At 63.0% G+C, this 24,411-nt stretch carries 22 protein-coding genes; 10 read left to right on the plus strand and 12 right to left on the minus strand.

What is annotated here, in order from left to right; all coding sequences use genetic code 11:
* Nucleotide 1: 1 nt before the first annotated feature.
* Nucleotides 2-1,357 carry an MFS transporter gene (locus CTEST_RS11850; protein WP_047253908.1) on the plus strand — a complete coding sequence of 452 codons (1,356 nt, stop codon included), beginning with the start codon at nucleotides 2-4 and terminating at the stop codon, nucleotides 1,355-1,357.
* Between the two features lie 561 nt (nucleotides 1,358-1,918).
* On the opposite strand, the gene clpB is transcribed toward CTEST_RS11850, so the two are convergent.
* The 3 genes from clpB to CTEST_RS11865 form a co-directional block, all read right to left on the minus strand.
* Nucleotides 1,919-4,477: an ATP-dependent chaperone ClpB gene (gene clpB / locus CTEST_RS11855; protein WP_047253909.1), complete on the minus strand. Its 2,559-nt coding sequence runs from the start codon at nucleotides 4,475-4,477 to the stop codon at nucleotides 1,919-1,921.
* A gap of 156 nt (nucleotides 4,478-4,633) precedes the next feature.
* Nucleotides 4,634-5,992, minus strand: coding sequence for a sodium/glutamate symporter (locus tag CTEST_RS11860; RefSeq protein ID WP_047253910.1), 1,359 nt, complete (start codon nucleotides 5,990-5,992; stop codon nucleotides 4,634-4,636).
* A 118-nt stretch (nucleotides 5,993-6,110) separates the two neighbouring features.
* The gene (locus CTEST_RS11865; RefSeq protein ID WP_047253911.1) at nucleotides 6,111-7,139 is read right to left on the minus strand and encodes a zinc-dependent alcohol dehydrogenase; all 1,029 of its coding nucleotides are present in this window, start codon (nucleotides 7,137-7,139) and stop codon (nucleotides 6,111-6,113) included.
* Between the two features lie 174 nt (nucleotides 7,140-7,313).
* On the opposite strand from CTEST_RS11865, the gene CTEST_RS11870 reads away from it, so the two are divergent.
* The 3 genes from CTEST_RS11870 to CTEST_RS11880 all read left to right on the plus strand — a co-directional run bounded on the left by CTEST_RS11870 (nucleotide 7,314) and on the right by CTEST_RS11880 (nucleotide 11,012).
* Nucleotides 7,314-8,480, plus strand: a complete 1,167-nt coding sequence (locus CTEST_RS11870) for an NAD(P)-binding domain-containing protein (RefSeq protein ID WP_047253912.1) — start codon at nucleotides 7,314-7,316, stop codon at nucleotides 8,478-8,480.
* Nucleotides 8,481-8,488: 8 nt separating this feature from the next.
* Nucleotides 8,489-9,553, plus strand: coding sequence for an LLM class flavin-dependent oxidoreductase (locus CTEST_RS11875; RefSeq protein WP_047253913.1), 1,065 nt, complete (start codon nucleotides 8,489-8,491; stop codon nucleotides 9,551-9,553).
* A 163-nt stretch (nucleotides 9,554-9,716) separates the two neighbouring features.
* Nucleotides 9,717-11,012, plus strand: a complete 1,296-nt coding sequence (locus CTEST_RS11880) for an HNH endonuclease signature motif containing protein (RefSeq protein ID WP_052844395.1) — start codon at nucleotides 9,717-9,719, stop codon at nucleotides 11,010-11,012.
* A 71-nt stretch (nucleotides 11,013-11,083) separates the two neighbouring features.
* Here CTEST_RS11880 and CTEST_RS11885 read toward each other — a convergent pair whose 3' ends face one another.
* Complete coding sequence (locus CTEST_RS11885) at nucleotides 11,084-11,548, minus strand: ASCH domain-containing protein (protein ID WP_047253914.1); 465 nt, start codon at nucleotides 11,546-11,548, stop codon at nucleotides 11,084-11,086.
* Nucleotides 11,549-11,904: 356 nt separating this feature from the next.
* Here CTEST_RS11885 and CTEST_RS11890 point away from each other — a divergent pair, with 356 nt between their 5' ends.
* From CTEST_RS11890 to CTEST_RS11900, 3 genes are read left to right on the plus strand one after another with little or no spacing between them, the layout of a single operon-like run.
* The gene (locus CTEST_RS11890; RefSeq protein ID WP_047253915.1) at nucleotides 11,905-12,912 is read left to right on the plus strand and encodes an alpha/beta hydrolase; all 1,008 of its coding nucleotides are present in this window, start codon (nucleotides 11,905-11,907) and stop codon (nucleotides 12,910-12,912) included.
* A gap of 30 nt (nucleotides 12,913-12,942) precedes the next feature.
* Nucleotides 12,943-13,938, plus strand: a complete 996-nt coding sequence (locus CTEST_RS11895) for a helix-turn-helix domain-containing protein (RefSeq protein ID WP_047253916.1) — start codon at nucleotides 12,943-12,945, stop codon at nucleotides 13,936-13,938.
* Between the two features lie 19 nt (nucleotides 13,939-13,957).
* A complete protein-coding gene (locus CTEST_RS11900) occupies nucleotides 13,958-14,353 on the plus strand; it encodes a VOC family protein (protein WP_047253917.1) in 396 nt (131 codons plus the stop codon).
* On the opposite strand, the gene CTEST_RS11905 is transcribed toward CTEST_RS11900, so the two are convergent.
* Genes CTEST_RS11905 through CTEST_RS11920 form a run of 4 tightly spaced genes read right to left on the minus strand, consistent with a single transcriptional unit; the run spans nucleotide 14,350 to nucleotide 17,346 of the window.
* Entirely contained in the window at nucleotides 14,350-15,264 is a 915-nt protein-coding gene (locus CTEST_RS11905; protein WP_047253918.1) for an ABC transporter substrate-binding protein, read from the minus strand. The two genes, CTEST_RS11900 and CTEST_RS11905, sit on opposite strands and share 4 nt — an antisense overlap.
* Entirely contained in the window at nucleotides 15,261-15,908 is a 648-nt protein-coding gene (locus CTEST_RS11910) for an ABC transporter permease (protein WP_047253919.1), read from the minus strand. Before CTEST_RS11910 ends, CTEST_RS11905 begins: the two co-directional genes overlap by 4 nt.
* A complete protein-coding gene (locus CTEST_RS11915) occupies nucleotides 15,905-16,543 on the minus strand; it encodes an ABC transporter permease (protein ID WP_047253920.1) in 639 nt (212 codons plus the stop codon). The genes CTEST_RS11910 and CTEST_RS11915 overlap by 4 nt, the downstream gene beginning before the upstream one ends.
* Nucleotides 16,540-17,346 carry an ATP-binding cassette domain-containing protein gene (locus tag CTEST_RS11920; protein ID WP_047253921.1) on the minus strand — a complete coding sequence of 269 codons (807 nt, stop codon included), beginning with the start codon at nucleotides 17,344-17,346 and terminating at the stop codon, nucleotides 16,540-16,542. Before CTEST_RS11920 ends, CTEST_RS11915 begins: the two co-directional genes overlap by 4 nt.
* Before the next feature lie 95 nt (nucleotides 17,347-17,441).
* On the opposite strand from CTEST_RS11920, the gene CTEST_RS11925 reads away from it, so the two are divergent.
* On the plus strand, nucleotides 17,442-18,626 hold the full coding sequence (locus tag CTEST_RS11925; RefSeq protein ID WP_047253922.1) for an FAD-binding oxidoreductase: 1,185 nt from the start codon (nucleotides 17,442-17,444) through the stop codon (nucleotides 18,624-18,626).
* Here CTEST_RS11925 and CTEST_RS11930 read toward each other — a convergent pair.
* Nucleotides 18,609-19,412, minus strand: coding sequence for a carbon-nitrogen hydrolase family protein (locus CTEST_RS11930; RefSeq protein ID WP_047253923.1), 804 nt, complete (start codon nucleotides 19,410-19,412; stop codon nucleotides 18,609-18,611). The genes CTEST_RS11925 and CTEST_RS11930 overlap by 18 nt on opposite strands.
* A 91-nt stretch (nucleotides 19,413-19,503) precedes the next feature.
* On the opposite strand from CTEST_RS11930, the gene CTEST_RS11935 reads away from it, so the two are divergent.
* Together CTEST_RS11935 and CTEST_RS11940 are read left to right on the plus strand one after the other, a co-directional pair.
* Nucleotides 19,504-19,761, plus strand: a complete 258-nt coding sequence (locus tag CTEST_RS11935) for a hypothetical protein (RefSeq protein WP_047253924.1) — start codon at nucleotides 19,504-19,506, stop codon at nucleotides 19,759-19,761.
* The gene (locus tag CTEST_RS11940) at nucleotides 19,761-20,936 is read left to right on the plus strand and encodes an alpha/beta hydrolase (RefSeq protein WP_047253925.1); all 1,176 of its coding nucleotides are present in this window, start codon (nucleotides 19,761-19,763) and stop codon (nucleotides 20,934-20,936) included. Before CTEST_RS11935 ends, CTEST_RS11940 begins: the two co-directional genes overlap by 1 nt.
* Here the strand turns inward: CTEST_RS11940 and exaC are convergent.
* From exaC to dnaJ, 3 genes are all read right to left on the minus strand, one after another.
* Complete coding sequence (gene exaC, locus CTEST_RS11945; protein WP_047253926.1) at nucleotides 20,933-22,453, minus strand: acetaldehyde dehydrogenase ExaC; 1,521 nt, start codon at nucleotides 22,451-22,453, stop codon at nucleotides 20,933-20,935. The two genes, CTEST_RS11940 and exaC, sit on opposite strands and share 4 nt — an antisense overlap.
* 258 nt (nucleotides 22,454-22,711) lie before the next feature.
* On the minus strand, nucleotides 22,712-23,155 hold the full coding sequence (locus tag CTEST_RS11950; protein WP_047253927.1) for a heat shock protein transcriptional repressor HspR: 444 nt from the start codon (nucleotides 23,153-23,155) through the stop codon (nucleotides 22,712-22,714).
* Between the two features lie 37 nt (nucleotides 23,156-23,192).
* Nucleotides 23,193-24,377 (minus strand): molecular chaperone DnaJ, encoded by a 1,185-nt coding sequence (dnaJ, locus tag CTEST_RS11955; protein ID WP_047253928.1) that lies wholly within the window; start codon nucleotides 24,375-24,377, stop codon nucleotides 23,193-23,195.
* Nucleotides 24,378-24,411: the final 34 nt, after the last annotated feature.

Raw genomic sequence — 24,411 nt, forward strand, 5'->3', positions numbered from 1 at the left:
AGTGAGTAACTTCCATCATGTCCTGGTAAACACCCTGATCGCCAACGTCACCACCAGCTACCTCTGGTTCGCACTGACGTTTTGGGTGTACCTCGAGACCGGCAACGTCGGCCTCGCGGGCGTGCTCAACGGGCTCTACATGGGACTCATCGCGATCGGTTCCATCTTCTTCGGCTCCATCGTTGACCACAATCGCAAAAAGAGCGTCATGATGTTCGCCGCCGTATCCACCCTCGTCTGCTTCGCCGCAGCCGCGTTGGTGTGGGTAGTCGGCGTCACCCCAGGCCAGGTCGACGCCCGCGATCCCGCCCTCCTCCTCTTCGCCGCCTTCGTTCTCCTCGGGGCCGTCGTCGAGCACATGCGCAACATCGCCCTCTCCACCACCGTCACCCTCATGGTCCCGGAAGACGAACGCGACAAAGCCAACGGCCTCGTCGGCGCCGTCCAGGGAGCCGCGTTCTTCGCCACCTCCATTCTCTCCGGCGTCTCCATCGGATTCCTCGGCATGGAAACCACCATGTGGATCGCCCTCGCCCTCACCGTGGTCGCGCTCATCCACCTCATCCCCGTGAAAATCCCCGAGCACGCCATCATCACCTCAACCTCGGCAACCTCCGAGACCCCGAGCGAGACTACGGTCAGCGCCGGTATTGACCTCCGCGGATCCTGGCGCATCATCCTCGCCGTCCCCGGACTCCTCGCCCTGATCCTATTCTCCAGCTTCAACAACCTCGTCGGCGGCGTCTACACCGCACTCATGGACCCCTACGGCCTGGAAATGTTCAGCCCACAAATGTGGGGCCTCGTCCTCGGCATCACCAGCCTCGGCTTCATCATCGGCGGAGCCATCGTCTCCCGAGTCGGCCTAGGCAAGAACCCAGTCCGTACCCTCCTCCTGGTCAACGTCGGCGTCGCCCTCCTGGGAATGATCTTCGGCCTGCGCGAATGGTGGTGGCTCTACGCCGGCGGCATCTTCATCTTCATGCTCACCATCCCCGCCGCCGAAGCCGCCGAACAAACCATCCTCCAGCGCGTCGTCCCCTTCCGCCAACAAGGCCGAGTCTTCGGACTGGCCATGGCCGTCGAGATGGCCGCCAACCCCTTATCGACGATCGTCGTCGCCATCATCGCGCAGGCCTACGTCATCCCCTGGATGGCCGGCCCAGGCGCAAACGTCTTTGGCTGGCTCCTCGGCGAAGGCAGCACCCGCGGAATGGCCCTCATGTTCGTCATCTCCGGCGCAATCATGCTCGTCGTCGTGCTCCTGGCCTTCGCCTCCCGCCCCTACCGACAACTCAGTGACTACTACGCCTCCACCAGCCAGGATCTGGCCAAGAATGAAGCCACCAGCGAGTAACCGCTGCACCGGTTGCCCCTTGCGCCAATCCGGGTAGTCTCGTATCCACACTGCGTTGAGGGGGCGCCACCGGGGATGAATGTGCGTGAGATCATCATGGAATCAACAGACTGTCGTTTTCACCAGCCCCGAGCATCTAGCCCATCACGTGCCGGATACAGAGTTTGACCGATGGGCAGCATCCACTCCGCCACAAAAGCACATCACCTGGACAAACAGAAATGCCAATAGCCGCTGGTCCACGTCATCGATCGAAAACTCGACCGATCCATGATCACCGTCGGCGAACTCGACGCCGAGATCTCGCCGGGAGCCAATTGGTGGAGGAAGGCGAGCCAGCAATTGATCTCGAAGTCGAAATCTCCCCCTCACCTGACGTGATTCGCATTGATGTCACTCTCACTTACGAGGACGCGCATGCCAGCTATGTCGTAAAACTCTCTTAGGCTACCTCGAACTTGCCGATTACCTGGATGATCAAGGTATCGCCGATCACCACTGCAAAAAGTATGCTCCCCACCTCCGCCCGATGAAGGGCAGCGGCGGGGAGCTTGAGCTTAACTAACGGCTGGAGATGTCGAGGTGTTGTCCACCGTCGGCCACATCCACGTGGACGGTGTCGCCGTCGCGGATGTCTCCGGCCAGCAGTTCCTTGGCCAGCTTGTCACCAATTGCCTGCTGGATGAGGCGGCGCAATGGACGAGCACCGTAGGCCGGGTCGTAACCGCGGTCGCCGAGCCAGTGCTTGGCAGCGTCGGACACATCGAGGGTCAGGCGGCGGCTGGCCAGACGAGCGGCCAGCTGACGGATCTGGATGTCCACGATGTGGGTCAGCTGCTCTTGGGACAGGGACTCGAAGATGACAACATCGTCGAGGCGGTTGATGAACTCCGGCTTGAAGGCACGCTTCACGGCTTCCATCATCTGCTCACGGGTTCCACCTGCGCCCAGGTTGGAGGTGAGGATGAGGATCGTGTTGCGGAAGTCCACCGTGCGGCCTTGGCCGTCGGTGAGACGGCCCTCGTCGAGCACCTGCAGCAAGATGTCGAAGACGTCAGGGTGCGCTTTCTCCACTTCGTCGAAAAGCACGACGGTGTAGGGGCGGCGTCGGACGGCCTCGGTGAGCTGTCCGCCGGCATCGTAACCGACGTATCCGGGAGGCGCACCGACGAGGCGGGCGACGGCGTGCTTCTCGCCGTACTCGGACATGTCGATGCGGACCATGGCCCGCTCGTCGTCGAAAAGGAACTCCGCGAGCGCCTTAGCCAGCTCCGTCTTACCCACACCCGTCGGGCCGAGGAAGAGGAAGGAACCGGTCGGACGATTCGGATCGGCGACACCGGCGCGGGCGCGACGGACCGCATCGGAAACAGCCTCCACTGCCTCCTGCTGACCGACAACGCGGTTGCCCAGGACCATCTCCATAGCGAGGAGCTTCTCGGTCTCACCCTGGAGCATCTTGCCGGCGGGGATACCCGTCCAGGCGGACACAACCTCGGCGATGGTGTCGGGCGTGACCTCCTCTGAGAGCATGGCGTTGTTGGAACCGTCGGCGACGTTGGCCTCGGCCTCAGCTACTTCCTTCTCCAACTCGGGGATACGCCCGTAGCGCAGCTCCGCGACGGTGCCGTAGTCACCATCACGCTCGGCGATCTCGGACTCCTGGCGCAACTTTTCCAGTTCCTCCTTGGCACCGCGAACCTTGTCGATGGAACCTTTTTCATTCATCCAGCGAGCTTTGAGCTCGCCGAGAGTCTCGCGTTCGTCGGCAAGCTCTTGACGGAGCTTTTCCAGGCGATCCTTGGACGCATCATCGGACTCCTTGCCCAAGGCCACTTCCTCGATCTCGAGGCGGCGAACAACGCGCTCAAGCTCGTCGATTTCCTGCGGCGAGGAATCAATCTCCATGCGCAGGCGCGAGGCAGCCTCATCGACCAGGTCAATGGCCTTGTCCGGCAGGAAGCGGTTGGTGATGTAGCGATCCGAGAGGGAAGCTGCGGCAACCAGGGCGGAATCCTGAATGCGGACGCCGTGGTGAACCTCGTAGCGCTCCTTGAGACCACGGAGGATGCCAATGGTGTCCTCCACCGACGGCTCGCCAACAAAGACCTGCTGGAAACGACGCTCCAGGGCGGCATCCTTCTCGATGTACTTGCGGTACTCATCAAGAGTCGTGGCGCCAACGAGGCGGAGCTCGCCGCGAGCCAACATCGGCTTAATCATGTTTCCGGCATCCATGGCGGATTCCCCGCTGGCACCAGCACCGACGATGGTGTGCAACTCATCGATGAACGTGACGATCTGCCCGTTGGAATTCTTAATCTCATCCAGGACGGCTTTGAGGCGCTCCTCGAACTCACCGCGGTACTTCGCACCAGCGACCAGGGACCCCAGGTCAAGGGAGATGAGCGTCTTGCCCTTGAGCGACTCCGGCACGTCACCGGTGACAATGCGGCGGGCAAGTCCCTCCACGATGGCGGTCTTGCCCACGCCGGGCTCACCGATGAGGACCGGGTTGTTCTTGGTACGACGGCTCAACACCTGCACCACACGGCGAATCTCCGAGTCACGGCCGATGACCGGGTCGATCTTCCCCTCGCGCGCACGAGCAGTGAGGTCAGTGGAGTACTTCTCCAGCGCCTGGAACTGTCCCTCCGGGTCCTGGCTGGTCACCTTAGAACCACCACGCACGGTGGCGATGGCCTCCTTGATGGCCTCATAAGTAGCGCCGCGGTTGGTCAGCAGCTTGGCAGCATCAGAATCGCCGCGAGCAATGGCCGCGAGGAGCACCTCAGTGGAAACGTACTCGTCGCCGAGTTCGCCGGCCAGTTCCTGAGCGGCGGTGAGGACATTGAGAGCGTCCCGGTTGAAGTTCGGGTTGGCCAGGTTGCTTCCCTGGGCCTTGGGATACGAATCAACCAGAGCACGTGCCTCCCGGGCAATCGTCTCTGGGTCTACGCCCGTGGCTTTGAGCACGGGGGCGGCAATGCCATCCGGCTGGTCCAGAATCGCGGACAGCAGGTGGGCCGGACGGATATCCGGGTTGCCGTTAGCGGAGGCCTCTTGCAGAGCGGTCTGCAGGGCCTCTTGCGTCTTAGTTGTGGGGTTAAACGAGCTCATATGCTGCGTTTCCTTTCTCTATTAGTCAGTTTCTACTATGAGTAACGCTTCAAGAGTTGAGTCTGTTCCACTCAAGTACAACTTTTTTTGAGTCAAGCACGCTCAATTTTAGGTCCGCAGCCCCGATCCCGCCATGCCCCACGGCAGGAGACCGGGTCAGTCCGCCCCAGCAGCAGCCTTCGCCTCGGCCTTCCGTTGCCTGCCCGGCGTTTGCTTACGGATGATCGGAACGAGCAACACCACGAGCGCAACCAGCAACGATGCCCAGCCAAACCCGGCAGTCAGGCCCGCCAACACCGCGATCGGCGCAAGAATGGTCATGCCGATTTCAAAGGGAGCGAACCCGACGTAGGCCACACCGTACTCGTTGAGGGTGCCGGACTTCAGCTTCGGATCAACGATCTTGAGCAAGGCAATACCCGTAGCGACGGCCGCGGTGGCCCATCCCCAAGAGAAAATGCCGCGCTCCAGCCAATGCTCCCCAAAGAACTCCGGCGACAGCACGAAGAAGAGGAAGGCACAGTAGGCGATGCCCAGGAGGAAGAGAATGAGGAGCGGAACCCAATAATCAGCGATCGCGGCGGGAACAATGGAGGCGACACCGAAGGCGATGAGGTAATCGGTGGCCGCGCCCGACATGGAGCTGACCGTTTCCTTATCCAAGTAGTCCTTCTTGCCCACCGCACCCAGGAAGGCGCGGCCCATGAGGCCGATGACAAAAGACATGGCGAACAACGGAATGGAGACGTTCGGGAAAACGCTGGTAATACCACCATTGACCAAGTAAGCAATGAGAACGGTCAGCAGGATAAAGCCCAAGTGCAGGGCCAACGGCTCGATGGCGGACGGGTTCGTCGTAGCCTTGCCAATCGACGGCCGAGCCTTGACATCATCGATATATCCAGAACGCAGGTCCCAGGGCAGCTTCTTCGGCATCGTCGACGCGCGCCCGGTGCGGATACCCCAGTTAGCAAAGATGAGGCCGCCAACAATCGCAGAGAGCGTACCCACCGTGGCCGACATGAAGCCCAGCGAGCTAGCCGCCACCGCCCCGGCCTCCTCCAGCGAGGAACCGACCGCCGCGGCCGTACCAAATCCGCCGACGAAACCGACGGGCAGCATCATGCCGAACCAGTCCGCGGTGTCAAAGACAGGTTGGAAAAGGTAAACGCCCAGGAGAATAAACAGACCCCACTGACCCATGAACATGCCCGTGGAGAAGGACCACATGTTCTTCGCGCCGCTGCGCACGGAGCCGGTCAGGTCCATGGAATAGGCCATCGACGCGAAGACAAACGCGATGAGGATGGAGGTATAGGTGCCGATCTGCGAGGAAAAGCCAATCCAGCCCAGCACCTGCGGACCGAGGACCAGCCCGAGGAGTCCGGCGGTAATGGAGGCGGGCATGAGCAAGCGTTGGAACAGGCCAATCTTTCGGCGTAAAACGTTGCCCACAATCATCAGTAGGGAGATCCAGCCCACGTCAACTAGCAGGCTATAGGGGGTATATTCCACGGTCTTCCTTCCGATAATTTATGAATCCTCGGCTTTACCTTAGCGGGCGAAACCCCGCCGACCCTGGCGTGGTGCGCAGGATCTCGGCGGGGTCCGGGTGGTGGAGACGGGAAAACGGCTAGTAGCGAATGGACATGCGTCCGTCGACCTTGCCGTGGCGCAGGTCCTCGAAAACGCTGTTGACGTCTTCCAGCTTGCACTCGTGGACGGTGGGCTTGATGTAGCCGCGGGCGTAGAAGTCCAGGGCTTCGGCCAGATCCTGGCGGGTTCCAACGAGGGAGCCACGGATCGTAAGGGCCTTGAACACGATCTCGAAGATGGGGGCGGGGAAATCCCCCGGGGGCAGACCGTTGAAGACGATGGTGCCACCCTTGCGGGCCATTCCGATGGCCTGGCCGAACGCCTGCGGGTGAACCGCAGTGACGAGGACGCCCTGGGCGCCGCCGTCGGTGTATTCCTGGACGGCGTCGGCCGGGTCGGCGTGCTTGACGTTGACGGTGAACTCCGCGCCATGACGCTTGGCCAGTTCGAGCTTATCGTCGGCGATATCGACAGCAATGACGCGCATACCCATGGCCACGGCGTACTGGACGGCGATGTGTCCCAGACCACCCACGCCGGAAATAACGACGAACTGGCCGGGCTTGGTCTCCGTCATCTTCAGGCCCTTGTACACGGTGACGCCAGCACAGAGGATCGGAGCAACCTCCACCGGGTCAGAGCCCTCGGGGATGATTGCGCAGTAGCGGGTGTCCACGAGCATGTAGGTACCGAAGGAGCCGTTGACTGTGTAGCCGCCGTATTCCGCCTCGTTGCAGAGGGTTTCCCAGCCGGTGCGGCAGAACTCACAGTGGCCGCAGGCGGACCAGAGCCAGACGTTGCCGACCATGTCGCCGACCTTGACGGGGTGCTCACCCTCACCGAGTTCGACGACCTCGCCGACGCCTTCATGCCCGGGCACGAAGGGCGGCTCCGGCTTCACGGGCCAGTCGCCCTCGGCGGCGTGGAGGTCGGTGTGACAGATGCCGGAGGCGTGGAGTTTCACGAGCGCCTGGTGGCGTCCCGGCTTGGGCATTTCCAGGTCGTGGAAGGCGAGTTCGGGGCCGAAGTCATCGACGACGGCGGCGCGGAAGGTCTGTTCAGTCATGTGGGAATTCTCCTCGATCGTTGGCAGTCCTTTAGGTAGCCCCAACCGTACAAGAAGGTTCGTATGAGTTCTATCACTTTCCCTATTGGATATGTTTTTCATCACTAAATGCGACCCCGCATCGCCTCGTCTCAGGTTGTTGACACATCACCATTGATGAGTAATATGGGGCCTATGTTCCCCAAGGACCTGCTCCATCGCCACTTCCCCGCCACCGTCGTGGGCGCGGGACAAGCAGGCCTGGCAGCTGCCCACGAACTGCAGCGCCGCGGCCTGCGACCAGGGTCCGACTTCATCGTGCTCGACGGCAACGACGGCCCCGGCGGCGCCTGGCGTCACCGATGGGATTCCCTCACCTTCGGCAAAGCACACGGAATCGCCGACCTCCCCGGCCTGCCCATGGAACGCCCCGATCCCCAGAAGCCCGCATCCCGCCTCGTCGCCGACTACTACGGCGCCTACGAAGATGCCTTCGAGCTGGCCGTCGTGCGCCCCGCACCCGTCCACTCAGTCACCGCCGAATCCACCAACAGCCCATTGGAAGTCCACCTCGCCGAAGGGAGCTTCACTACCGACATCCTGCTCAACGCCACCGGCACCTGGGACAGCCCCTACATCCCCGCCATCCCCGGAATCGCCTCCTTCGAAGGGCGTCAGCTCCACACGCGCAACTTCCGAGCGAAGGAAGACTTCACAGGTCAGCGCGTCCTCGTCGTCGGCGGAGGTCTCTCCGCCGTGCAGTTTCTCCTCGAGCTTGCCGACGTCGCCACAACCACCTGGGCGACCCGTCGCCCACCGAACTTCACCACCAGGGAGTTCGACGCAGGCTGGGGCCTCGCCGTAGAAAATGCGGTGCGCGAACGCACCTTCGCCGGGCATGCGCCCGCCTCAGTGGTCCGCACCACCGGCATCCCACAGATCCCCGACTACCTCGACGGCGTCGCCGCCGGGACGTTGGTCTCCCGCGGGATGTTTGACCGCATCACCCCGACAGGGGTGATGTTCGGTCCGGTGGAAAATGGCGAGGCTGAGGGGCTCGGGCCGTCGCAAAGCACGGAATTGGCGGTACCCGAATCGTGGGACCCCTTCCCCGCGGGCACCGAGCTGGCGGTGGACACCATCTTCTGGAACACCGGTTTCCGCCCTGCACTGCGGCATCTCGCCCCACTGAAACTGCGGGAACGAAGCGGAGGAATCTTCCTAAAAGACGAGGTCACCCCCGCGCGCGACCCTCGAGTGCTGCTCGTCGGATACGGCTCCAACGCCTCGACCGTCGGCGCAACCCGCGCCGGCAGACTCGCCGGCCGCCGAGCCGCCCACCATCTCACCCAACTAGTTTAAGGACAACCATGAAATCATTCGGATTCCTCAGTTTCGGCCACTACGCCATCGGCAACCAAGCCGGACCCGGCGCCGCTGACATGCTGAAACAGGCCCTGGAACTATCCCAAGCCGCCGACGAGATCGGCGTCAATGGCGCCTACTTCCGCGTCCACCACTTCGCCCCGCAAGGCGCCTCCCCCATGCCGCTGCTCGGCGCGATCGCCGGCTCCACCAAACACATCGAAGTGGGCACCGGCGTCATCGACATGCGCTACGAAAACCCCCTCTACCTCGCCGAAGAGACCGCCGCACTGGACTTGCTTTCCGACGGCCGCCTCGCCATCGGCGTATCCCGTGGGTCACCCGAGCCCGCCGCCCGCGGCTGGGAATCCTTCGGCTACACCGGCGCAAAAGACCCCAAGGGAGCAGACCTCGCCCGCGAGAAATTTGAGACATTCCTCGCCGCCATCGACGGCCAAGGCATGGCCCGCGCCGCCTCCGCCGAGGACCAATACCCCCGCATGTTCCAAGCCGGCACACCTCTACCCGTCTTCCCGCACTCCCCTGGCCTGCGCGAACACATCTGGTGGGGCGCCGGCTCCCGACCCACCGCCGAGCAAGCCGCCCGCGACGGCGTCAACCTCATGAGCTCCACCCTCGTCACCGAAGCCACCGGCCAATCACTCGCTGAGATCCAAGCCGAACAAATCCAGCTCTACCGCGACGCCTGGAAGGAAGCCGGTCACGACTGGACCCCACGCGTCTCCGTCTCGCGCTCCGTCTTCCCCATCACCAACGACCGCGAACGCCAGATGTTCGGCCGCACCGAGGACTCCGACTCCGTCGGCATCATCGACGGCATGCGCTCCACCTTCGGCCGCACCTACGCCGACGAACCCGACAAGCTCATCGAACAATTGCTTGCCGACGAAGCCGTCCAATCCGCCGACACCCTCATGCTCACCATCCCCAACCAGATGGGCGTCGACCTCAACCTCTCCATCCTGAGCAACTTCGCCGAGCACGTCGCCCCGGCCCTGGGATGGATCCCCGCCGACCAAGGCCCAGCCACCGGCTACGACATCTCCTAACCCTGATCCGCCTTAGGTAAGGGCCCCTTGCGGCTTCTTACCTAAGGCGCTTCCCGTGCCGCTACCCGGCGAGAAAAATCTTGCTGTGGCTCTTGCGTGGTTAGCTCGTCTGTTCTACTATAGGCATTAGAACACGCAAGCGACAAAAGGGGGGTGGGCATACGTGAACATTGACCTTCACTATTCACCGGTAGAGATCTACCTCCAAAAAGCACTCGCCCCACCCGAGCACTTCTACGCCGTAAACGCACCCGATGATCCCGTTGCTCGTCGGGCAACAAAGACACGCCAAGACGACTACGAACTGTGGCAATCAATCCTCCCCGGTAATGATGAGGACATTGATGTTGCTCTTGGCCGGTTGCGGCGATCTTTAGGGCGCGGGGATCGCTACCTGATGTCTGCGATCAGCGCCCACCACCGCCTTCGCGAGCTCCCAAAGCTCAAGGCAGTTCAGGAACAACATTTCCATCTTGATCTCATGCGCCTACAAGTCATCGACAGTGTCTTATGCAAAGCAGACGCCACGGTATCTGAACATATGGATCTCATTGATACTGAACTCGCGGAGTTCCTCACCCCCACCCGCGCCCACCAAGTCTTACCCACTGTTGGCAAGATCAAGCAGCGGTTGAATGCGATCATCACAATGCTCGATGATTCAATCTCGACACAAGACCCTGCCCCAGCACCTGCCGACAGTGTCAGCGTGAGCGTTATTGAAGGCCGCGGGGTAATCCACGCGGAAGTCGACGGGGTCGTTGCCCACGACATTGATCAACGGTTACGCAAATACGCCATCGCTCATGGGGTCAGCCACTCGGACGCACTGGTAGCGCTGATCAGAGGTGAGGGGGCAACAAACGTCACTCTTAACCTGTATCGGGCATCAGATATCCCAGATGCTCCGGGCTGGGTGTCTGGGGTGGGCTATCTCACGAGGAAGCAGACGGAGGATCTGCTCAATCGGGTGGATGTGGAAATTGATCTGGATGCGATCGCTGCGAAAGTCTCGTCAGCGTATGCGACCCCACCTGATATTCGTTCTCTGGTGGTCGGGTGGGATGGGACGTGTGCTGTGGGTGGGTGTGACGCACCGGCTCACAGGGCGCAGATGGATCATCGGATTAATCATGCTGATGGCGGGCCAACCACAGCAGCGAATTTGGCCGCGTTGTGTGTAAAGCATCATGCGTTAAAGACTGATCGTCGAGTCTTCTACGTCCTTGACCCGGCGACGCGGCGGAAGTTTTTCTTGTTTGATGATGGGTCGTGGGCGGAGTCGGAGGGTGATGGGCCGTTGGCTCCTAGTGAGCGGCATTGGTTGCAGACGTTGTCGCAGCGGGTTGAGAAACGTAGGGCGCGGATCAGGTCGGAGTCGCAGGCTCAGCGGGCGGAGGAAGTCGAGCGGGAGGGGCCGCCTCCGCCACCACCGCCGGAGGAACCACCACCGTTCTAGACCAGGGGCCAGCATCAATCGCGCCGTCCCAGGCTCGGCGGCGCCATCAGAGGTCGAGTTCACCGACCGCTCTAGTCAGCTCCATGCAAGACCTGGAATTGCTCACACACCACGGGCATGCCAGGCTCGAAACCCCTGGGACTTTCAGAGTAGGTCCGCCAATAGTGCTCATGGACTTCCCGCCAATACTTGAGGGTTCGGTCCCCCTCTCCTTCGGCATGGGCATGCGAAGCAGGGACGTCCTCAAACGGCATGACTTCCACTGAGGTCGTTTCGATGAGCACTCGAGGGATTCCGCGGCCATCGAGGATGATGCTCAGTTCTCCCACCTTCGGGACGGGGTCTTCGGCGGCCTCGTAGTCCCACAATGATGAAGCAGTGGCCGTCTTCACCCCGGACTGAACTAACGCCAACAGCTCGTCGGCAAGCTGGGGTGTCGCACCGAAAGCCCATGCCTCAGGAGTGTTGTCAGGTAGACCTGCATTGGCCGCGCGGCACGAGCGATAAAACTCTTCGACCTGAAAACTGCTATTCATGCGGCCAGCCTACGGCTAGTGCGTTTTCTTCACCCCGTCGCTCCACATCACCGGGAGGAAATCCATCGGGCTCTCGGGCTGCCCACCTTCACCATCAAGCGAGAATTCGCTGCCGTGCTTTCGGGATAGGCAGTCTCCGGGCAGGAACCTGAGTCACGAACATCGATCAGCCACCAGCCTAGGAGTCGCGGCGAGCCCGGGCGAGTGCCCTTTGAGCTGCAACGGCATGCAATGAAGTGCTGATAGATCCACCCGCCACATGGCGGAGAATCCCCGCCGCTAGAAGGGTTGTGCGATCCGGGACACCAGCCAACAATGAGGTAGATCACACTAGCCAACGCCTAAGGAGCCTAAAAGTGACTGCCTCATCTTCGCCAAAGATTGGTCCGCCACCACCCTTCGACCCTGAGCTTGCCTCCGTTCTCAAGCAAATCAATGAGGTGATGCCGCCAAACGCCATTCAGTTGGACACCCTCGAGACATTTCGAGGTGACTTCCCTGGCGTTGAAATACCAACCGAAGAGGAGATTTTTGAGCTCTTCTCAATGGAAGGCCACTTCACAGTTGAGGAACGGCTCGTTCCCGGCCCTGAGGGCTCGCCAGATGTCTCCCTGCTCATTTGCCTGCCACAGGGACATTCTTCCCCAGTCGGCGCGCTTTACCACATCCACGGCGGGGGGATGGTCATTGGCGATAACAGGACCGGAACTCCATATGTGCTCGAGTTGGCTAAAGAACTAGGACTCGCAGTAGTGTCCGTGGAATACCGACTGGCTCCAGAAACGCCACACCCGGGCCCTGTGGGGGACTGCTACGCCGGACTGGTGTGGACAGCTGAGAACGCTGAAGAGCTGGGCATTGATCCTGCACAGATCGTTGTCGTTGGAGCTAGCGCCGGGGGAGGGCTTTCCGCCGCCGTAGCTCTGTTATCCCGCGATCGTCAGGGCCCCACCTTGCTCGGCCAGCTACTGATATGTCCTATGCTCGACGACCGGAACAACTCGTATTCGGCTCTGCAGATGGAGGGAGTCGGATTCTGGGATCGTAGTTCCAATCTGGCGGGCTGGACAGCATTGCTGGGTGAAGCACGTGGCAGCGATGATGTGTCGCCATACGCTGCACCAGCCCGAGCGACAGACCTATCTGGACTCCCGCCCACATTCATCGACGTCGGCTCGGCGGAGACGTTCCGCGACGAGGATGTCGCTTACGCCAATGGCATCTGGCAGGCAGGCGGTATTGCTGAGCTGCATGTGTGGCCTGGTGGCTTCCACGGTTTTGACGGTTTAGCTCCACATACTGCGCTTTCCCAGACCGCGAAGGCGGCGCGCTTGGACTGGCTTCGCCGCCTCTATCAGTCTTAGGGGTCCTGTGACTCGTGGCAGTATGTACCCATGCGCGATCTGACAATTTGGCTGGATAGCCTTGACCCGGAGGCGGGCGCAGCCTTGCGGGTCATTTCCTACTTCGAGGAGCTTCTCGCTCAAGAGGTAGGCGTGCATGCCATTGCGCGGGCAGCGGCAAAGCTCACGGGATGCGGTGTCGGGATTTCCTATGACGATCGACAGACCCAGATCAGAGTTACTGCCGATGGAGTTCCAGCCTCGCGGACCACTCTTGATCCAGCGTGGCTCAGTGCTTCTCTCGATGTAGTGGTCGGCACTATTTGGATTGAGCGAGACGGTCCGCCGCAGCCATTGGATCCTTTGGTGTTGGAGCGAGCTGCGGGTGCGGTCAACCACATTTTGTCACGTGCGAGCGTATCGACCAACGCCCGAAAAGATGCGGATGCCTGGTGCGAAGTGGCTGTTGATGCCGTGGTTCCGTTGGAGGAACGTCGTCACGCTGTCAAACAATTGGGCTTAGATCCCCGACGTCTGCGTCCTCTTGTTCTCGCGGGAGGCCGGGTGAAGATCGTCGAGGAGTCCACAACGGAGTCCTTCCTTGCGCGGCAAGGGAGAAAACGGGTGGCCATCGGGTACACCGTTCCGGTCGAGGAACTTCCCGAGTCTGCCTTGGCGGCGCAATTAGCATTCCGTCTCACGGCCGATGGGACGGAATTGGATCCGGGGCCGCGGGTCGTTTTCGCCGAGAGCGCGGGCGGTTTCTTGGTTCTTGCGCAGACGCTTGGTCCGGAATCTCCTCGACACCCGGACGTTAATGCTCTGGAACTGGCCGGGCGTGAGGCTCCGTGGATGCTCGAGACGTTGGATACCTTCTCCATCGCGCCGAGCGTTCGTGCTGCTGCGGACGTTTTAAGAGTCCATCATTCGACGTTGCAGGAGCGTCTCCTCCGGGCGGAACGATTGCTTGGGTGGAACATTCGCGAAGCGGAAGGCAGGATGCGACTGCACCTGGCGCTCGTCATGCGTCGACTTCACCGCCGGTAGCAGACCTATAGTCGAGGCCATGACTCTTCGACTGGGATTCATCGGAATTGTGACTTCGAATATGGCTGCTTCTTTGGCCTTCTATCGGGCGTTGGGGGTGGAGATCGACGCTGATCAGGACGGTGCGCCGCATGTTGATGCGCAGCTGGCGGATGGGACGGCGTTGGCGTGGGACACCGTGGATACGATCCGCACGTTCGATCCGGATTATGCTCCGCCGACGGGTGGGCACCGGATTGCGCTGGCTTTTAGGAAGGATTCCCCGGCGGAGGTGGATGCGGCGTTTCAGGCGATGGTGGATGCGGGGTTTACGGGCCACGTCGCTCCGTGGGATGCCGTGTGGGGGCAGCGTTATGCGACGTTGTTGGATCCGGATGGCAATTCGGTCGATCTTTTCGCTGCTCGGGAGCCTTAGGAGTTGTTGGCGAGGAAGTCCCGGGCGATGATCGGGGCTTCGGCTTTTTCTTTGCCGATGTTGCGCAGGTTCATGGCGACGAGGGCGTCGGTGGTGAGGAGGGCGGAGGCGCCGTTGATGGCGTCGATGGCTCCTTCGGGCAGGGCGTCGGAACGCATGAGCGGGAGGACGTTTTGGGGGAGGATGAGGCCTTCGGGGTCGTCGAGGGTGACCAGGTCGATTTCGTTGCCGGCGGCATCCAACAATGGTGAGGTGGTGTAGATATCTGCGGTGTCTGCTGTGCCGTCGGTGAGGGCGGCGATGGTGAGGGGGCCGCCGCCGTCGGAAATGGGGACCATGGTGATGGTGGCGGCGTCGACGTTGTAGACCTCGGTGAGGCCGCGCGGGCCGTAGGGCCGTTCGGCGAGTTCGGGGTTGGCTGCGACGCGGACTTGGTCGAGTTTGGCGAGGTCGGCGAGGGTGGTGAGGCCGCGATCGTCGGCAAGCGAGCGGGTGACGCGGTAGGAGTCTTTGGATTCGCCTTCGGCGAAGTTGCCGGCGATGAGTCCGTCGGGTAGGGCTTCGGTCAAGAGCTTTTCGACGTCCGCGGAGCTTGCGCCCGCAGGCAGGTCAGCACCGTAGAACTGGGCGAGGTTGCCCGCGTATTCGGGCACGAGGTCCACGCTGCCCTCTTCGAGGGCGCGGAGGTAGACCTCGCGGGAGCCGATGGCGGAGGTGACCTCGACGGTGAATCCGGCGTCTTCGAGGGCTTGCGCCCACACCTGGCCGATGATTTCGGATTCGGGGAAGTTGGCGGTGCCGATGGTGATGACATTGTCGTTGGAGCCGGAGTCCAGCGGATCCGATGGGGAGGAGCAGGCGGTCAGTGCCAGTGCGAGGGTGGCGATGAGGGCGGCAATGCGGTTCTTCATGTCACACGTCCTTGGGGTTGAAGGGATCGTTGTAGCGAGGCGAGAACCACATCGACGATGAGGGCGAGGACCGTCACCAGGAGTGCTCCGGTGAGCATTTGCGGGTAATCGCGGAGTGCGAGCCCGTCGATGAGGAAGCGGCCTAGTCCCGATAATCCAATGTAGGCAACAATGGTCGCCGTGGCTAGCACTTGGACGACACAGGAGCGCAGGCCGCCCATCATGGTGGCGGCGGCGAGGGGCAGTTCGACGCCAGTGAGGATCTGAGTTTCGCTGAAGCCGGAGGCTCGGGCGGAGTCGATGACGGGGCGGGGAATTGCTTGGAGTCCGGTGACTATTCCGGCGAGGAGGGGCGGGACCGCGAGGATGACGAGCACGATCGTGGCGGGGATCAATGGCACTCGTACGCCGAAGGTGAGTTGCACGGCGAGCCAGGTGAGCAGGCCGAGAGAGGGGAGGGCTCGCAAAGCGCCGGCGATTCCGACGATCGCGTGTGCCCCGCGCCCCGTGTGCCCGACCCACAAGCCGATGGGCAACGCGATGAGCAGAGCGAGGCCGACGGCCAGGGCGGTGTAGCCGAGGTGGTCGACGGTGCGGGAGACGATGAGCGGGAGGTTTCCGGGGTCGGTGAGGTAGGAGATCATGATCGCCTCCACGGCATGGTGAGGCGGCCGATGAGGATGAGGGCGGCGTCGATAAGCACTGCCAGCAGCACCGTGCCCAGCAGGCCGACGATGATCTGCGTGGGGAACGAGCGTTGGAAACCTTCGGTGAACAGCGTGCCCAGGGAGGACACGCCGATGAGTGCTCCGACGGAGACCAAAGAGATTGTCGACGCCGCGACCACCCTGATCCCGGCCAACAGGCCTGGGCCGGCGAGCGGCAACTCGACGCCGAGGATGCGGCGCCACGTGGGGTAGCCCATCGCGATGGCGGCTTGGCGGACATCGCCGGGGACGGTGTCGAAGGCGTCCGCCGTGGAGCGAATTTGCAGCGCGAGGCCGTAGAGGGTCATGGCGACGATGACGTTGAGCGGGGAGAGGATCGAGGTGCCCAGCACGAGCGGCATGACCACGAACATCGCCAGCGAGGGGATGACGTAGAGCAAGCCAGCGGCCACCACGACAACTTCCCGGGCGGGGCGGAACCGATGCGCCAACCAACCAATCGGCAGCGCGAGCAGGAAGGACGCGAGGATCGCCGGCCACGATAAGGCCAGGTGGTCCAGGGTTAGCTCGCCGATTTTAGCCGAGTTGTTTGCCACCCAATCCCACCTCATCGGAGGATGCCCTTGACATGGCCGTGTCGATCCACGACCACCTCGCGGCCGTCGCGCAACTCCACCGATAGGGCGCGGGAATCGGCGCCGGTGAAGTCCCTCACGTAGTCGGAGGCCGGGCGCAGGAGGAAGTCCTCGGCGACGCCGACTTGGTGGATTTCCGCTTCTTCGCCGAGCAAGACGATCTCATCGCCCAGCAAGAAAGCCTCGTCGATGTCGTGGGTGACCATGAGGATCGTTTTGCCCATGCCTTCTTTGAGGTCCAGGACCTCTTCTTGCAGACCCCGCCGCACCACTGGGTCGACCGCGCCGAAGGGCTCATCCATGAGCAGGATGTCGGGGTCGGCGACGAAGCCGCGAGCCACGCCGACGCGTTGGGCCTGGCCACCAGACAATTCGGCGGGATAGCGCGAACCCAATGCCGGATCAAGGCCGACGAGGGCGAGCATCTCCTCCGCCCGGGCGCGGGCCTCGCGCCGAGTAGACCCGTTGAGGCGGGCCACCGCCGCGATGTTGTCCACGACGGTGCGGTGTGGGAGCAGGCCGGAGTGCTGCATGATGTAGCCAATGGAACGTCGTAAAGCAACGGGGTTCACCCCGGCGACGTCCTCCCCGCGGACCATGACCCGACCGGATTGCGGGGCCACCATCCGGTTGACCATGCGCAGCAGGGTCGTCTTCCCGCAGCCGGAAGGCCCAACAAAGACCGTGGTGGTGCCCGGCGCGATGCGGTGGCTGAAATTGCGGACCGCAGGTCGATCATTCCCCGGATAGGTGAGGGTGACATCGTCGAACTCAATCATCGTTGAGTGTCCTTTCCGGGCAACTGAAAGCACAAGTCTAGTTGCATAAGTCTTTGGTAGTTGGAGAAACCCCCACGCAAGGCACAATGGAACGCATGGAAACCCTCGAATCCGTCGGTGACATTCTGCGCGCCCGAAGCGACGAGTTTCGCGATGCCGTCCATCAGCGTTTTTACCAGGACGTCCTGGAAGCCCGCCAGGTGTTTCCCATCTCTTTGCGCGATACCCACCGCGAATTGGCCGGTGCCGTGGCGTGGGTGATGGAGCGTACCCCACGCACGGGTGCCTTGCCTCCTGAGCTGCTTGATACCCTCCGCCACCTGGGCCGCGATCATCGCCGGCACGGATTCCCCGCCGAGATCTATCCCGCTTTCGCTGTCGCCCTGCAGCATGGGTTGCGCACACTGGAGGTCCCCGAGGTTGAGGCCGCTGGCCGGGCAGTGGAGTTGGTCTGCTCGGTCATGGCGGCGGCCGCGCAGGAGGCGGATCGGGAGGGGATTGCGCCGGTGTTTTCCGCCGAGGTGCAGGGGGTGCAGCGTCGCAGCCGCCGCATCAGCGTCGTCCGCCTGGAGGCGGGACTGCCGGTGGATTACCGCCCTGGCCAGCATCTACCCGTGACCACGTCTTATTTGCCCGGGGTGTGGCGGATGCTCTCCCCCGCTCTGCCCAGCAATGATTTCGGCCAGCTGGAGTTCCACATCCGCACCATCGAGGGCAGCCACGTGTCCCAGCTGCTGGCCACGCCGAAGGTGGGCGATTATTGGAATTTCGGTGCTCCGAGCGGTGGCCTGAGTATCAACGGGGAGCAGGACGTGCTCATGATCGCCCATGGCACCGGCCTCGCACCTCTTCGGGCGATTCTTTTCGACATGCTCGATTGGCCGCCCGAGCGCCGTCGCCCCCGCGTCCATCTCTTCGTCGCCGCCGAGTACCCCGGCGAGCTCTATGACCTCATGGGATTGTGGAATCTTGCGATGGTGACGTCGTGGCTGTCGGTGGTCCCCGTCGTGGAGCATGACACCGATCCGTGGTGGGTGGGCATCGCTGGCGACGCCCCCGAAGTCCCGCGCGGCCTCCACCTGCGGGTGTCCGGGCAGGTCGGCGAGGTCGTCGCGTCCTATGGCGCGTGGGCGGATCGGCAGGTTCTCGTCGTCGGCGAGGCCACCAAGGTCCACCGCACCGTCGCTGCGCTTATCGCGGGTGAGACCCCGGCCGCGAACATCCAGACCGAGGCGTGGGAGCTCGCGGACCAGTGGCCGCGCCTACAGGATGGGCAGTGAGCGCCGAGCTTGACTGACCTGATCCATGTCGAGATCGACAACAAACGTCTCCGGCCCGTACCCGGCCTCCGCTTCTCGACGCCCCGTTGGCCCCACCACGCACGAATGCCCAATGCCCGTCGGCCCGCTGGCTTCGCCAGCCGCGGCCTCCCCTCCCGGGCGGGCCTGGCCGGCCGCCACGATCCACGCTGTGGAGTCGAGCGCCCGTCCGGCGGTGAGGATGCGCCACTGTTCTAGCTTGCCGGGACCATCCATCCAGCTGTTGGGCACCACGATGACCTGCGCGCCACGGCGGGCCAGTTCTTGGAACTGGGCGGGGAAGCGGATGTCGTAGCAGATGGCGATGCCGACGGTGACTCCGTCGACGTCGATAAGCGATAACTCCGTGCCCGGCTTCACGGTGTCCGACTCGCGATAATCGAAGGCATCGAAGGTGTGGATTTTGTCATAGCCGGTGTGGATGTCGGGCCCTGTGATCAGCGCGGTGTTGGTCACACGATTGATCTGCTTGCCGTCTCGCTCGACGGTGTCGGCGGGACGGAACATCCCCGCAATGACCGTTACCCCCAGCTCACGGGCGGTTTTTTGGATGCCGGTGGCAAACTCGCCGTCGAGCTGCTGCGCCTGGGTGTCCAGCCGCCCAGTGTCGAAGGCCTGGCTCGTGGCCTCCGGCAACACGATGAGCTGAGCGCCTTGTTCGGCCACCTCACGGATCTGTGCTTGAGCACGGGCCAAATTGTCGAGGATATCCGCTCCCGACTCGAATTGCACCACTCCAATTTTCATGGCCCCACGATATGTGGATAAGCGGAAGTTATCCACAGGCAAGCCGGAGCAGGGGTTGAACATAGGCGAACACGCTGGGGAAACTGGGCCCATGAACCTCACGATCCACGCCACTGCCCTCGACCTCCTAGCCACCTTTCTGCGCCGCCAACTGCTCGCACCCTCCGACCTTCCCGCCGAGACCTCCACGCGGACGGGCGCGGCCCTCGCGCAAGCGATCCATGCCTGGCAAGCGGACCACCGACGCACGGAAAGCTCGGTGCAGGCGCACCTGTTAGACATCCGCCGCTTCGCCCACCACGCCGTCGCCGGGGACCTCCGGCTGGCCCGAGCCCTAGGTGGGTCCTGATGCTCAGCGCCCCCATCCTCCGCCACTCCGCCCGCCTGCTCACGTCCGACGCCGGTCAGCTAAGGGAGCAGGCCGCCTGGGTGTCGCGTGGGTGGTCGCAGTTCCACGACGCTGGCTTCCACGGCGAGGGCGCGGAGGCCGCCATTGCACGCCTGGGACGGCTCAGCGCAGGCCTGGACACCCCGCCCAGCCAGATGATTCGCGTCGCCGAAGTCCTCAACACCACGGCTGGCCTGCAGGAACAGCTGGATCGAATGCAGGAGCGCGTACTGGGCGCCATCGGGCTGGTCAGCGAGCGCGACCCCGAGATCCAGCGCACCCTCACCTCCCTGCGCATGCTTGGCCAGGCGCTCGATTGGGCCTGCGCCCGCCAGATTGGCGTCCTCTGCGCCGAAGAGGCCGCGACTATGGACCCCGGGGAGCGCCTCGCCGACCTGCCTGACCTCCCCATCGATGCCGTCCACGAATTGCGCCTCCTCACCGCCCCACCTGCAGTCCGCGAGCTCGCCGATGCCCACCCCGATCTGCGCCTCCTAGAAACCTCCGACGGCCGACTAGTCGCCGCCATCGGCGACATCGACGCCGCCGAGTCCGTGACCACCGTCGTCGCTGGCGTCAGCTCCTCCGACCCGGCTGGCTGGGCAACGCAGGTCACCCGCGCCCGCGCCGTGGCAGGGGCCACCGGAGGCGCGGCCGTGCTGTGGTTGGGTTACCCCGCACCCAGCAGCGCCACCCGGGCACTCAACCCCGCCGCCGCACGGGCAGCCGGACCCCACCTGCGTGACTTCCAAGAGGAGCTAGCCCGGCGACACCCCTCGCAGCAGCGCATCGTCGTCGGCTACAGCTACGGATCAGTGGTGGTGGGCAACGCCGCGGGATCCGAGGCAGGCCTGCACGCCGATGATGTCGTTCTCGTGGGCAGCCCAGGTGCCGGAGTATCCGACGCCTCCCACTTCAACCTGCACGGCGATGCCCCACGAGTGCACGCCATGACCAATCCGGGCGACGTCGTTGGCTGGGCGGCCGGGCCGCACGGGGGCGTCCACGGCCGGGACCCCACCTCCCCCGGTTTCGGGGCAGATGTCTGGCCGGGCAGCCCCGGCGGGGACCACTCCTCTTACTGGGAGGACCCCCGCTTCCTCGACCGGCTGGGCGAACTCACTGCTCCGGCTTAGAAGAAGCCGACAGCATCCTCCGAGTAGGAGACGAGGAGGTTCTTGGTCTGCTGGTAGTGACCGAGCATCATGAGGTGGTTCTCACGGCCGATACCGGACTCCTTGTATCCGCCGAAGGCAGCGTGAGCTGGGTAGTTGTGGTACTGGTTCACCCACACGCGACCGGCATGGATGTCGCGTCCCGCGCGGTAGGCGAGGTTGACGTGGCGCGACCAGACACCGGCTCCGAGGCCGTAGTTGGTGTCGTTGGCCACCTGGATGGCGTCTTCGTAGTCCTTGAAGGTAGCCACGGAGAGGACGGGGCCGAAGATCTCCTCGCGGAAGATCCGCATGGTGTTATCGCCCTTGAACACGGTCGGCTCGATGTAGTAGCCATTTTCCAGGCCGTCGAGCTTGTTCACGTGGCCACCTGTGAGGGTCTGAGCACCTTCGGCGGGGCCGATGTCAAGGTACTCGGTGATCTTGTCCATCTGCTCCTGCGACGCCTGGGCACCCATCATGGTCTCGGTGTCCAGCGGGTTACCGATCTTGATCTTCTTCACGCGCTCGACGCCGAGCTCGAGGAATTGATCAGCGATGGACTCGTGGACCAGGGCGCGGGACGGGCAGGTGCAGACCTCGCCCTGGTTGAGGGCGAACATCGCGAAGCCCTCGACACACTTGTCCAGGAAGGCGTCATCCTTCTCCATGATGTCGGGGAAGAAGATCGACGGCGACTTACCGCCCAGTTCGAGGGTGACGGGGATGATCCGCTCAGCCACGGACTTGTTGATGATCTTGCCCACGGCGGTGGAACCGGTGAAGGCGATCTTGGAAATGCGATCCGAACCGGTCAGGGCGACGCCGGCTTCCTCGCCGAGGCCGTTGACGATGTTAAGCACGCCATCGGGAAGCAGGTCCGCGATGATGTCCACGACGTAGAGGAGGGAGGCCGGGGTCTGCTCGGCGGGCTTGAGCACGATGGTGTTGCCCGCGGCCAGGGCCGGAGCAATCTTCCAGGCGGCCATGAGGATCGGGAAGTTCCAGGGAATGATCTGGCCGACCACGCCGAGGGGCTCGTGGAAGTGGTAAGCCACGGTGTTCTCGTCGATCTGGGAGAGGCGACCCTCCTGCGCGCGGGTGGCTCCGGCGAAGTAGCGGAAGTGATCGACGGCGAGGGGGATGTCAGCCGCAAGGGTCTCGCGGACGGCCTTGCCGTTCTCCCAGGTCTCGGCGACGGCGATCTCCTCGAGGTGCTCCTCGATGCGGTCGGCGATGCGGTGCAGGACCAGTGCGCGCTCGGCCGGGGAGGTCTTGCCCCATCCGGGTGCAGCCTTGTGGGCGGCATCGAGGGCTAGCTCGATGTCGGCGGCTTTACCGCGGGCCACCTGACAGAAGACCTCGCCAGTCACCGGAGTGATGTTGTCCAGGTACTCGCCGTCGACCGGCGGGACCCACTGTCCGCCAATGAAGTTGTCGTAGCGGTCCCGGAATTTGACGATCGAGCCTTCGGTTCCTGGGTTGGCGTAAACGGTCATGGTGATGTGTCCTTTCACGGTGAGGAAGCAACTTTGTGGTGCTACCCACACCGTACTGTGTTCCCTGCCACAGATGCGAAGATCTGTATCCACACCATTGCAAAGGGGTAACCTAGCAAGATTAGCTAAGCTGTCACCAGCATAAATTCAACCCAACTCTCCCCCCGCTTCCCCGCAAGCATTTTCCGAGACGACAAAACCCGGGTCGAAAACGTCCGACGACTGCTTCTCGACCCGGGTTGTCCGGACATGGTGACGCTAAGAGGTCACGCTCACCGAATGTGGCCGCCGTCCCAGGCGCGGCTCCCACATGACCAGCGACGTTGATCGCGGCACATGGACAAGCTCCCCACGCCGAACGGGAGCTTGGGCCTCCATCCGGGAACGCAGTTCGCGATTCACCTCCAGCGCCTGATCCAGGCTCTGCTGCAGGTGTTCGTTTTCCCGACTGAGCTCAATGATGGCCTTGATGCCCGCCAGGTTCACGCCCTCCTCTTGGGAGAGCTGCTGAATACGGCGCAACATCGAAATGTCGCGGCGTGAGTAGCGGCGACCGCCACCACTGGTGCGTGCCGGGCTGACCAGACCGATGCGATCGTACGTACGCAGGGTCTGCGCGTGCATGCCGGTGAGTTCGGCGGCCACCGAGATGACGAACACCTCACCGAGGTCAGTCGTTGCCGATTTATCCCTATTGCTCATAACGTTCGTCCACCTCCTCCTTCTGCTTATCTTCTACTTATTTGTTGCCGGGCCAGTCCGCGCGGGGACTAAACCCGGAGCTCTTCTCCGCCTGCGCATAGGTACGCAGGGCGCTGTTTGCGGCGGCGTCGAGATTCTTCGGAACCGCGACTTCGACGGTGACGAGGAGATCACCGGCCGAATCACCGCGCTTGGGAATGCCCCTGCCCCGCACGCGCAGCGTGCGGCCGTTCGGGGTCCCCGCGGGGACCTTGACCTTGACGGGGGCGTCGAGAGTCGGGACCGAGATGGTGTCACCGAGGGCGAGTTCCGCGAAGGACACCGGGATGGTGACTTCGAGGTCGTCGCCGGAGCGGGTGAACACCTTGTCGGGCTTGACGTGCACGGTGACGAAGAGGTCACCGGCCGGCTTGCCGTTCGGGCCTGCCTCGCCTTGCCCCGCCAGGCGCACCTTCTGCCCATCAATAACGCCCGCCGGGATGCGAACGGTGATCGAGCGGGTGCGGTGGACCGTGCCGGAACCGTGGCAGGTGGTACACGGGTCGGTGATGACCTGCCCCGTTCCATCACAGTTGGTGCACGGAGCGGAGAACCCGAACGCGCCCCGGTTTTCCGAGGTGTAGCCCGTACCGGAACACACCGGACACGTCGAAGGGTTGCCCGACTTGGAACCGGAACCATGGCACGTGTTACACGGGGCCTCTCCACTTATTTGGAGGGGGATCGTGGTCCCTTTCGCCGCTTCCCGGAAGTCCAAAGTGAGTTCAGTTTCGACATCTTGTCCCCGCGTCGGCCGAGCTGAGTGGCGAGGAGCGCCGCCGCGGTTGAAAAGGCCACCGAAGATATCGCCCAGGCCGCCGTCCGCAGAAAATCCTCCACCGGATCCTCGGGTTCCCTGCCCGAAGAGGTCCGAGACGTCGAAGTCTTCCTGCTGCGTCTGCCGAAACCCGCCGGGGAATCCGGCGCCTCCGTACCCACCGCCACGCAACATGGCTTTCAGCTCGTCATACTCTTTGCGCTTGGCTTCGTCGCCGACGACATCATAGGCCTCGGCTACTTTTTTAAAGCGCTCTTCAGCGGCCTTATCGCCGGGGTGCTTGTCCGGGTGGTTGTCCCGGGCCAGCTTGCGGTAGGCCTTCTTGATCTCATCATTGCTCGCGGACGAGGAGACCCCCAGATCCGCATAGTAGTTCTTGTCTGCCCATTCACGTTGAACAGTCACTGGGCATCTCCTCCTTCCAAAAAGTCTTCTATCT

It is taken from the genome of Corynebacterium testudinoris (assembly GCF_001021045.1).
Taxonomy (GTDB): domain Bacteria; phylum Actinomycetota; class Actinomycetes; order Mycobacteriales; family Mycobacteriaceae; genus Corynebacterium; species Corynebacterium testudinoris.

What these genes read in the sequence shown, in the direction of transcription:
- clpB (WP_047253909.1), bottom strand. Translation starts at nt 4,477, where the DNA reads ATGAGCTCGTTTAACCCCACAACTAAGACGCAAGAGGCCCTGCAGACC.
- CTEST_RS11865 (WP_047253911.1), bottom strand. Translation starts at nt 7,139, where the DNA reads ATGACTGAACAGACCTTCCGCGCCGCCGTCGTCGATGACTTCGGCCCC.
- CTEST_RS11870 (WP_047253912.1), top strand. Translation starts at nt 7,314, where the DNA reads ATGTTCCCCAAGGACCTGCTCCATCGCCACTTCCCCGCCACCGTCGTG.
- CTEST_RS11875 (WP_047253913.1), top strand. Translation starts at nt 8,489, where the DNA reads ATGAAATCATTCGGATTCCTCAGTTTCGGCCACTACGCCATCGGCAAC.
- CTEST_RS11885 (WP_047253914.1), bottom strand. Translation starts at nt 11,548, where the DNA reads ATGAATAGCAGTTTTCAGGTCGAAGAGTTTTATCGCTCGTGCCGCGCG.
- CTEST_RS11895 (WP_047253916.1), top strand. Translation starts at nt 12,943, where the DNA reads ATGCGCGATCTGACAATTTGGCTGGATAGCCTTGACCCGGAGGCGGGC.
- CTEST_RS11900 (WP_047253917.1), top strand. Translation starts at nt 13,958, where the DNA reads ATGACTCTTCGACTGGGATTCATCGGAATTGTGACTTCGAATATGGCT.
- CTEST_RS11905 (WP_047253918.1), bottom strand. Translation starts at nt 15,264, where the DNA reads ATGAAGAACCGCATTGCCGCCCTCATCGCCACCCTCGCACTGGCACTG.
- CTEST_RS11910 (WP_047253919.1), bottom strand. Translation starts at nt 15,908, where the DNA reads ATGATCTCCTACCTCACCGACCCCGGAAACCTCCCGCTCATCGTCTCC.
- CTEST_RS11915 (WP_047253920.1), bottom strand. Translation starts at nt 16,543, where the DNA reads ATGAGGTGGGATTGGGTGGCAAACAACTCGGCTAAAATCGGCGAGCTA.
- CTEST_RS11920 (WP_047253921.1), bottom strand. Translation starts at nt 17,346, where the DNA reads ATGATTGAGTTCGACGATGTCACCCTCACCTATCCGGGGAATGATCGA.
- CTEST_RS11925 (WP_047253922.1), top strand. Translation starts at nt 17,442, where the DNA reads ATGGAAACCCTCGAATCCGTCGGTGACATTCTGCGCGCCCGAAGCGAC.
- CTEST_RS11930 (WP_047253923.1), bottom strand. Translation starts at nt 19,412, where the DNA reads ATGAAAATTGGAGTGGTGCAATTCGAGTCGGGAGCGGATATCCTCGAC.
- CTEST_RS11935 (WP_047253924.1), top strand. Translation starts at nt 19,504, where the DNA reads ATGAACCTCACGATCCACGCCACTGCCCTCGACCTCCTAGCCACCTTT.
- CTEST_RS11940 (WP_047253925.1), top strand. Translation starts at nt 19,761, where the DNA reads ATGCTCAGCGCCCCCATCCTCCGCCACTCCGCCCGCCTGCTCACGTCC.
- exaC (WP_047253926.1), bottom strand. Translation starts at nt 22,453, where the DNA reads ATGACCGTTTACGCCAACCCAGGAACCGAAGGCTCGATCGTCAAATTC.
- CTEST_RS11950 (WP_047253927.1), bottom strand. Translation starts at nt 23,155, where the DNA reads ATGAGCAATAGGGATAAATCGGCAACGACTGACCTCGGTGAGGTGTTC.